We start from the raw sequence: 8,014 nt of genomic DNA on the forward strand, positions 1-8,014 counted from the left end.
TGAAAAAAGCGATAATTTTTCAAAAATTCCTATAAGAAAATTACAAAAAAAATACAACTAAGGTAAAGTCGTCCACCTTCGTGGGTCACGGTTGTCGCTTGATGTCCACCATACTATTAGGTACTGTCCACCATACTGTCAGGTACTGTCCACCATACGAGCGAGTGCTGTCCACCATACTGTTAAGTGGACTTGGACAGAAAACCCAGTATACAGACGTGCTGCCGTATGGTAGACAACGCACAGTCCACAGTGTACAACTTGACCAACCAAACTGAAAAAAGCGATAATTTTTCAAAAATTCCTATAAGAAAATTACAAAAAAAATACAACTAAGGTAAAGTCGTCCACCGTCATGCATCACGGTTGTCACTTGATGTCCACCATACTATTAGGTACTGTCCACCATACTATTAAGTGGACTTGGGCAGAAAATCCAGTGTACATTCGTGCAGCAGTATGGTAGACAACGCAGAGTCTACAGTGTAAAACTTGACCAACTAAACTGAAGAGAGCGATAATTTTTCAAAAATTCCTATAGGAGAAAAAAAATACGACTTACAACTGTCCACCGTTGTGCGTCACGGTTGTCGCTTGAGGACTCTCAATCGGTTTGAGACTAATAGAGGAGTGAAGAAGAAAAGCGAAATGGAGGAAACTGCCAAACGTTTGGTGAAAGAGCGGGAATTGTTGCAACAACGGATTCAGCAGTTGGAAAAAGAAAACCAACATTTGAGACAACAGCCCAAGCAACTGAGAAACTTCCCTCTAGAAGATATAGCTTCTAAAAAAGAAATAAAAAAATTCTGGCAATTTGAATAAAACCTCAAAAATCGCCTCATGTGTTAGTAGGAGGGGTTCACCTTTAGACCAAAAAGGGGCAAAAGTAGCTTCGCTGCTATCAGCCGCCATGCAACGGCTGAAAACGCTGCCCAGAGGGAGTTTTAGAAAAAATTTTCAACTTTTACCCTAAAAATGAGATTTTGACTAACTGAGTACACACTCAAAGCTGTACCATTTAAACCAAAGCTGAATTTTACAGCCCCAAAGCCGCATGGCTAGGTTACTGAATGCTGTACCAAATAGCTTAAGCTTCAATTGGGACAGCAAAAATCTGGTTTTTCGGTGATTTTTGGGTCAGAGAGCAATTTGATTTTTGTAACTCTTTCGTAGCAAGGCTAAGAGACGTTACGTAGCGGATCATGTCACGAGCGCTACTTTTACCCCCTATTGAACTACTAAGCAGCTAGCTTATCTACCTCACTAAATTCGTTCAGCCGCTCAAGCCACAAATCCTTATAAAGCTCCATTTCCTGTGGAGTAAAAAGAAATTCATTATAGGAGCCATCGCCGATCAAATAAATTAAAGCGGCTTGTTCGACAGCATATAGTGCTTCAATTGGAATGTAATAGGCAGCCAACTGAATAACTTTGTCTTTAACCCAATTCAAAGAAAGCTTAGGCTTTAGAGATGTTTTTAAGTCACTAAGAGTCAAGCTTTCGTGATACAAACCTAGCTGATCGAATTTTCCGAAGTACTGATACTTGAAGCTGACAATATACTGTTCGGAGAAAAGACAGTCACCGAAATTCGGTAGCAAAGTATCGAGAGCCTCAACGTAGCTTTTATAAGAGTTTTTAAGTGTCTTTATTTCTCCATGTTTTAGGTATGAGTGAAGATAGGAATGAACAGCAATTCCGGTTCTAATTGCTTCATCCCGAATACGCTTCGCCTCTTTCAAGCCCACTCTCTCTTCCCATTTGCGAAGAGCCTCTATAGTTCTGTCGTCTTGTGTCCGTTTAACAATGCTACTAACGCTATAGAAAACATTCTGCTTGCTTGCGATTGTATCTTGAGGAACATAGCAAGGTTCGCCAGCAAAGCATTCTCTAATTAAAACAGGTAAATGTTTTTCGTTTCCATTCAGAGGATGAAGATTGCCATCACGGCTACGATAATATAATGCCGCTTCTGGTAAGAATTGTGTTTTAGTCATATGAAGTTATCTAATATCTACATACCTTTATTTGCTTTTTGAATCTGTTGTGCTTGTGATTCTAGACCTTTTAACGACTGCACCAAATGTTCTTTTTCCGCGTTCTCGGTTTCTTGCTTGATTGCTTGGCGGCATTCATGCATTTTCTGGCGCTGTCTATTAGGTACATTTAATTTACCGTCCTTTACAATGACTCCCGTTATTTCACGGGGCTTATTACCCACATAGTGCTTTTCTTTCTCTTTGTTATCACGGAGTCCACACCGACGAAATTCCTTCTTAATTTGCCAAATTAACTTACCCGGTACAGAGGAACCAGAAATTGTGACATCATCCATATACACAGTTAGAGTGCATCCTGCACCTTCTACTTGTTCATTTATTGTTTCCCACATATCTATGTGAGCAAAGTAGGAAAGGACAGGACTCAATGGGCTTCCCGTCGGCAGGTGTCCGTTAACGGTAGACAGTTTTGTTAATATACCAGCAACATCTGGAGAGCATCGCATCACCACATGAAAGAACGAGTAAACACGCCACGATTGTGAAGAAGGAAAGTATTGTTTGATGTCAAGACTCCTTACTTCATAACTATTTACGTGCGCTTTTGCATTAGTTATGTATGAACGTCCCAGTGCAGGAGAATGTATAAAACTCGGTATTGCAACTTGGCTTAAAATTTCTTTAATTCGCCTAAGAATCCTCATTAGTATCCCATTTGGGACTTGTACAGGAAAGGTTTTTTTCTTTTTGTGATTAAATAATTCCTTTTCTCTGTACAAATCATCTAAACGGGTAAGCTCGTTAAGCTTCGTTCGAGATATACATAGTAGCTTGGCAAGTTTTTGTTGAGATCTCAGGCAGTAGAACGGTGATTGATTTAGCGGGTATTGTTTATACCTATTCTTCTGCATAAGAACGCCCAGACCTTTCAGCAATGAAATTGAGGAGTGCAAGAATTTTAGAGGAGACGAATGTTCTTAGCTTTTCCGTCTTCACATCTTTATTCAAGCTTTCGGAGAAAAACATGATCGAAGATACAGGTATATCGAAAGCCTCTGAGTACTGGTGAAGTAACTCAAGTGTGGGAGTTTTTTTTCCGGATTCAATTTCTGAAAGATACGACTTAGATATGCCCAGCTTTTCTGCCAATTCTTTTTGTGTTAAATCATGGAATACCCTTATCATTTTTAGAGCAGTATTAAGCATATTTAACCTCCTTATTGAGAAGGTTGAGATTGGTTTGTATAGAAGAGTTTAGCAGTCTATATCTGCAATAGCTCGATCAGCCACTTCATCATTTGATAAATGACCGGAGCAATTTGAAATAGCAGACGTAGCGTTTGTGGTTTACAGAGCCATTTTAGGAACTGCTTATACTTACGCTTTTTTGACTGCTCCTGCCGTTTGTCGGTATCTTGGTTGTTCATATGAACTCCTTGAATATATGGTTTAATTGCACCCATCCACATACTGCGAATGAGTGTTGCCTCAATCAAACCGGAGACGGCAGTTTAAACTCTCCCTATACAGAGCGCAGCAGATTGCCGTGGCTGCGCTTGTGTGCCTAGTGGTCTAGCTGTTCTTTTAGTTGTTTATACTGTAGTAGTTGTTGTTTTAGCTTCGCCGCGCTTGAGCTTTCGCATTGGGTGCGAAGGTTTGGTAACATTTCTAATCAGTACGTTACTTCTAAACAAATTGCTAGGAAGCACAGTAGAAGGTGGTTTCCCATCTTCCTCAGACCACAAAAGTGATCTAGTAGTTGGCAAATATTCTCCTTTACCCGACTAGAACTACTATAGCATAGCTTTGCGAACTAAGTTCGCTCACAGCGATTTTTTTTTCATCCAAAAGTTGCTGTCCCGATTCCTAAACGGGGGAAAAGTTGAAAAATTTTTCTAAAACTCTCTCTGGGCAGCGTTTTCAGCCGTTGCATGGCGGCTGATAGCAGCGAAGCTACTTTTGCCCCTTGTTCTTGACTAAAAGATCAACTAATAACGTAAAATCAACACTTTCAGCTAATCAATCTAGTTTTTCTAGTAATTTTCCATTAGTCAAGCACTAATCAAGCGTTTTGAGGGTCATTTTGGGAGTTTTGAGTTAGGTTTTCTGTCTAGTAAATTTCTAAACTGATTTACTAAAGTATTTTTACTTGACTGACTAGCAGTGTTCTGTGTTCTCTCAAGTTATCAGACAAATTTATCCAATAACTTCAGCAATATAGTAATATCACAAACCATATATCCATCTAAATTTTGATGCCGTAAAAGTAGGGGTCTTTTTTAGGGTATGTCTATTCTTCGCGCTCGACCTCTGAAACGACGTAAAATCGTTAGTTGCTCATACCAGTCAAGTTATCCAATAAAAAATAAACCACTAAAGCTTGCTACTCTAGTGGCATTATGCTTTTAATTTTTACTGCTGTTAGTTCTCTCTCACTGGCATACGATACCTTGTAGCCTGATAGTCACTTAACTCAATTGCTGCTTTAGCTGCTAGCTTCCAAGTTTCATAACGTGCCATGTACTCACGGAACATTACCCGATTGTGAGCACACTTTAGTGCAAGTTGGAAACAATGGTTGGCATTATCCTGATAGTGTTCTACCAGGTCATCTGGGCATTCAAATCTCATATAATATGTTTGTCCTTTAGTTCCACTAATTGGGCATTGGTAGGTATCTGGTTTCCTAGGCTAAATACCTACCATAAGAATTCAAACGTATGACGACATACGTTTCACCCCATATTTATATTTCTACACAATGCCTAATCCTAAGGGCAATCCAGAAAGTTTAGAACCTTACAAACTAACTACCAACAGACAGGAGCCATTAACAGCTAAGCTCACTGTTAGAATTACTCAATCAATGATGGATAAGCTGAAGTCGATAAATAGCTATCCAGATTTTGTTAGGAATGCAATCCAAAAAGCATTAGATGAATTAGAAGCTAACCAAGATACTTAAATTTTTGATTCGCAAGTTTTCTACTTAAAATAGCTACAATCCTTTAAAGCCGCTTTCATCCGGTTGGACAGCCTAAGTAATTCTGGCTGTTTGTCTTGAGCTTTGTCCGCTTTTCCCCCTTGTCGTAAATAGCCAGATTGTACAATTCCACGTCCGGAATCGAGGAAAGAAACTAAAATTTTTTTGACAATTTTGTTATAAGTGCATTTTTCTCAATTTTTAACACAAATTATTCCGGCTGGGGGTGGACTCAATACCAATTCCGGCTGGAAAACTGATAATTCCGGCTGGAAAACTGATAATTCCGGCTGGAAAACTGATAATTCCGGCTGGAAAAATCATTAATTCCGGCTGGAAAAATCATTAATTCCGGCTGGAAAACTGATAATTCCGGTTGGAATGTTGACCAATTCCGGCTAGATATGTTGCCTAATTCCGGCTGGACTCAATACCAATTCCGGCTAGACATATTGCCTAATTCCGGTTGGAATGTTGACCAATTCCGGCTGGACTCAATACCAATTCCGGCTCTAAGTAATTCGCCATCGCACCCAGGAGAGTTGGACTCTCGCTCGCTACACCTCCATTGCTACCAAAAACCCAGCCGTCAGAAAAAGTCAGTTTCCGTAAGTAACCGTCATTAATAGTATTTAATTTATACTTATAAATTCAAAAATTACGGAATCGCCTCTGGTAAGTTGAATCCTAAATCATGAGACAAACGACGAAACAACTGACCAAAAGGGGATAAAACAATGGACGCTAACATGATTAAAGAACAATTCCAATTCATCAACAACACTTCAGAAAAGAAGCACATTACAATCTTAGGAGCAGGAATTGCAGGTTTGGTAGCTGCTTACGAACTCGAACAATTGGGTCACACGGTTGAGATATTAGAAGGTAGCCCCCGCATCGGTGGACGGGTATGGACACATCGCTTCGGTAACGAACCCGATGCACCTTATGCAGAACTTGGCGCAATGCGTATTCCCAGCGACCACGAACTGACACTACATTACGTTCAAGAAATGGGATTAGCTGACAAGCTGTGTAAGTTTATGACCGTGTTCGAGGAAAGCAATGCCAAAATGAACATCAACGGTCAAGTGCTGAAGATGAAAGACGCACCTCGCACGCTGCAACTTTCAGAAGGTGGTTTATTAACTGATACACGCTACAGCGAACAAACTCGCAATTTTGCGGCTTGGCTTAAAACTATTATTAATACGATCGCACCTGGTAATCTTCGTTCTGATTTTGAGCGCGACTTGCAATCTCACTTAATGGATGAATTAGAGCGCTTGGATTTAAATCCTTACTTCAGCGAAGATGGCGAAACCATCGATTTGCACTCCTTCTTAACTCAAAACCCCAGCTTCCGCGCTAAGTGTTCTCAAGGATTGGATATCTTCCTTGGTGACATCATGACCGAAACCAGCCATGACTTGTTACAACTTAAAGGTGGAATGGATCAATTAATCCAACGCTTGGCAACTTCAATCAAAGCGGACATCAAGTGCAATGCTGAAGTTGTCGCCTTACGTGTAGAAAAAGATTATACCCAAATTACTTGGAAACAAAACGGTCAATTGCACACCAAAAACTGCGACTACGTATTATGCACCATTCCCTTCAGCGTACTCCGTAAAATGGAGTTGAGCGGTTTCGACTCGCAAAAGTTAGACTCCATCCACAACACCGTTTACTGTCCCGGTACAAAAGTTGCCTTTCATACCAAGGAAGCTTTCTGGGCAAAAGAAGGTATCAAAGGTGGTGCTTCTTTCAGTGGTGAAGGTGTACGTCAAACCTACTACCCCTCTGTCAAGTTCAATCCAGAGCGTGGAAGTGTCATGTTAGCAAGCTATACTATCGGTGACGATGCCTTACGCATGGGCAAAATGTCTGAGCTTGAGCGTTTTGACTACGTGCAGAACACAGTCGGCAAGATTCACCCCGAACTGAATGAGACTGGTGCGATCGTAGACAAAGCATCCATTGCTTGGGGTGAGTATAAGTGGAGTGCAGGCGGATGCACCATTCATTGGGATGACAGCGAATCTAACTACTTGGCAGCACAAAGACCCCAAAACACCCTATTCTTTGCTGGCGAACATTGCTCTAGATTCCCCGCATGGCTGCAAGGTTCTATTGAGTCCTCTCTCGAAGCTGTTCTCGACATTATCAAGAAGAAGCAAGTTACCAAGTCCACTGCCGTTACCGCAGCCAATACCATTTCTCGTACCAATCGTCAACTGGCAACAGTTTGAACTGAACAGTGAACAGTGAACAGTGACCAGTGACACCTGACCACCTGACCACTCCCCACTCCCTACTCCCCATTCCCTATTTTTAAGATGGAGGTAAGCATTAAGAATATTTAACAGTTTGTCTATGTTTTATACCCTTTGGTTCTTACCCGCCACGTGCGGGTTTTTTGATGAGTGGGTGTCCTTGACCTTGGCACTCAGCAGAAACCATACACACAAGGGAGTACACTCAACGCTAATTCTTGTATCAAACGCACGCTTTCCATCATGGTGGTCTATAGGTTACTGTCTTTGAACCAGTTGCTTGAGAGATAAAATCAACTGAAACACTAATGTAATTAATCCTGTAGAAAGAGTCATCAAGACTAACCAATGCATGAAAACCATATAGGTGATGAAATGAAAAAGAAAAATTTGATTGTTATATACAAATATTATCTCACCTGATGTGCATTTAAGACCGCACCTATTCCTAATAAGAACGTTAAGGACAAACGCACAAAGCGCCCTCCAAATAGGAGAGCGCCTTGTATTTAGTTATTGATGCTTTTTAGTCGCGTACTGCTATGATTAACCGTTGATAGCAGGAGCGCTGATGGCGACAGGAGCTACTTCAGCAGAAGCCAAGTCGAGAGGGAAGTTGTGAGCGTTGCGCTCGTGCATTACTTCCATACCGAGGTTAGCGCGGTTGAGGATGTCTGCCCAAGTACCGATCGCACGACCTTGTGAGTCAAGTACCGACTGGTTGAAGTTGAAACCGTTGAGGTTGAACGCCATGG

9 protein-coding genes and 1 pseudogene are annotated in these 8,014 nt (G+C 41.1%); 4 read left to right on the top strand and 6 right to left on the bottom strand.

From position 1 onward, the window contains the following. Positions 1-630 precede the first annotated feature (630 nt). Complete coding sequence (locus ACKTT2_RS01175; protein WP_407883126.1) at positions 631-822, top strand: hypothetical protein; 192 nt, start codon at positions 631-633, stop codon at positions 820-822. 416 nt (positions 823-1,238) lie between these two features. Here the strand turns inward: ACKTT2_RS01175 and ACKTT2_RS01180 are convergent, their stop codons facing one another. The 5 genes from ACKTT2_RS01180 to ACKTT2_RS01200 all read right to left on the bottom strand — a co-directional run bounded on the left by ACKTT2_RS01180 (position 1,239) and on the right by ACKTT2_RS01200 (position 4,631). Further along, a complete protein-coding gene (locus tag ACKTT2_RS01180) occupies positions 1,239-1,997 on the bottom strand; it encodes a hypothetical protein (RefSeq protein WP_407883128.1) in 759 nt (252 codons plus the stop codon). A gap of 17 nt (positions 1,998-2,014) precedes the next feature. Next, positions 2,015-2,704, bottom strand: coding sequence for a reverse transcriptase family protein (locus ACKTT2_RS01185; protein ID WP_407883130.1), 690 nt, complete (start codon positions 2,702-2,704; stop codon positions 2,015-2,017). Positions 2,705-2,897: 193 nt separating this feature from the next. After that, positions 2,898-3,206: a helix-turn-helix transcriptional regulator gene (locus tag ACKTT2_RS01190; RefSeq protein ID WP_407883132.1), complete on the bottom strand. Its 309-nt coding sequence runs from the start codon at positions 3,204-3,206 to the stop codon at positions 2,898-2,900. A 56-nt stretch (positions 3,207-3,262) separates the two neighbouring features. Further along, the gene (locus tag ACKTT2_RS01195) at positions 3,263-3,427 is read right to left on the bottom strand and encodes a hypothetical protein (protein ID WP_407883135.1); all 165 of its coding nucleotides are present in this window, start codon (positions 3,425-3,427) and stop codon (positions 3,263-3,265) included. Between the two features lie 994 nt (positions 3,428-4,421). After that, entirely contained in the window at positions 4,422-4,631 is a 210-nt protein-coding gene (locus tag ACKTT2_RS01200) for a hypothetical protein (protein WP_407883137.1), read from the bottom strand. A gap of 130 nt (positions 4,632-4,761) precedes the next feature. On the opposite strand from ACKTT2_RS01200, the gene ACKTT2_RS01205 reads away from it, so the two are divergent. From ACKTT2_RS01205 to ACKTT2_RS01215, 3 genes are all read left to right on the top strand, one after another. Beyond that, the gene (locus ACKTT2_RS01205; RefSeq protein WP_407883139.1) at positions 4,762-4,965 is read left to right on the top strand and encodes a hypothetical protein; all 204 of its coding nucleotides are present in this window, start codon (positions 4,762-4,764) and stop codon (positions 4,963-4,965) included. A gap of 422 nt (positions 4,966-5,387) precedes the next feature. Then, complete coding sequence (locus ACKTT2_RS01210) at positions 5,388-5,609, top strand: hypothetical protein (RefSeq protein WP_407883141.1); 222 nt, start codon at positions 5,388-5,390, stop codon at positions 5,607-5,609. Positions 5,610-5,720: 111 nt separating this feature from the next. Beyond that, positions 5,721-7,235 (top strand): flavin monoamine oxidase family protein, encoded by a 1,515-nt coding sequence (locus tag ACKTT2_RS01215; protein ID WP_407883143.1) that lies wholly within the window; start codon positions 5,721-5,723, stop codon positions 7,233-7,235. Between the two features lie 570 nt (positions 7,236-7,805). Here ACKTT2_RS01215 and ACKTT2_RS01220 read toward each other — a convergent pair. Then, positions 7,806-8,014: pseudogene (locus ACKTT2_RS01220) on the bottom strand (photosystem II q(b) protein); the annotation flags it as partial.

The sequence above is a fragment of the Scytonema hankhaensis NUACC26 genome, assembly GCF_045865695.1.
Lineage (GTDB): Bacteria > Cyanobacteriota > Cyanobacteriia > Cyanobacteriales > Nostocaceae > Scytonema.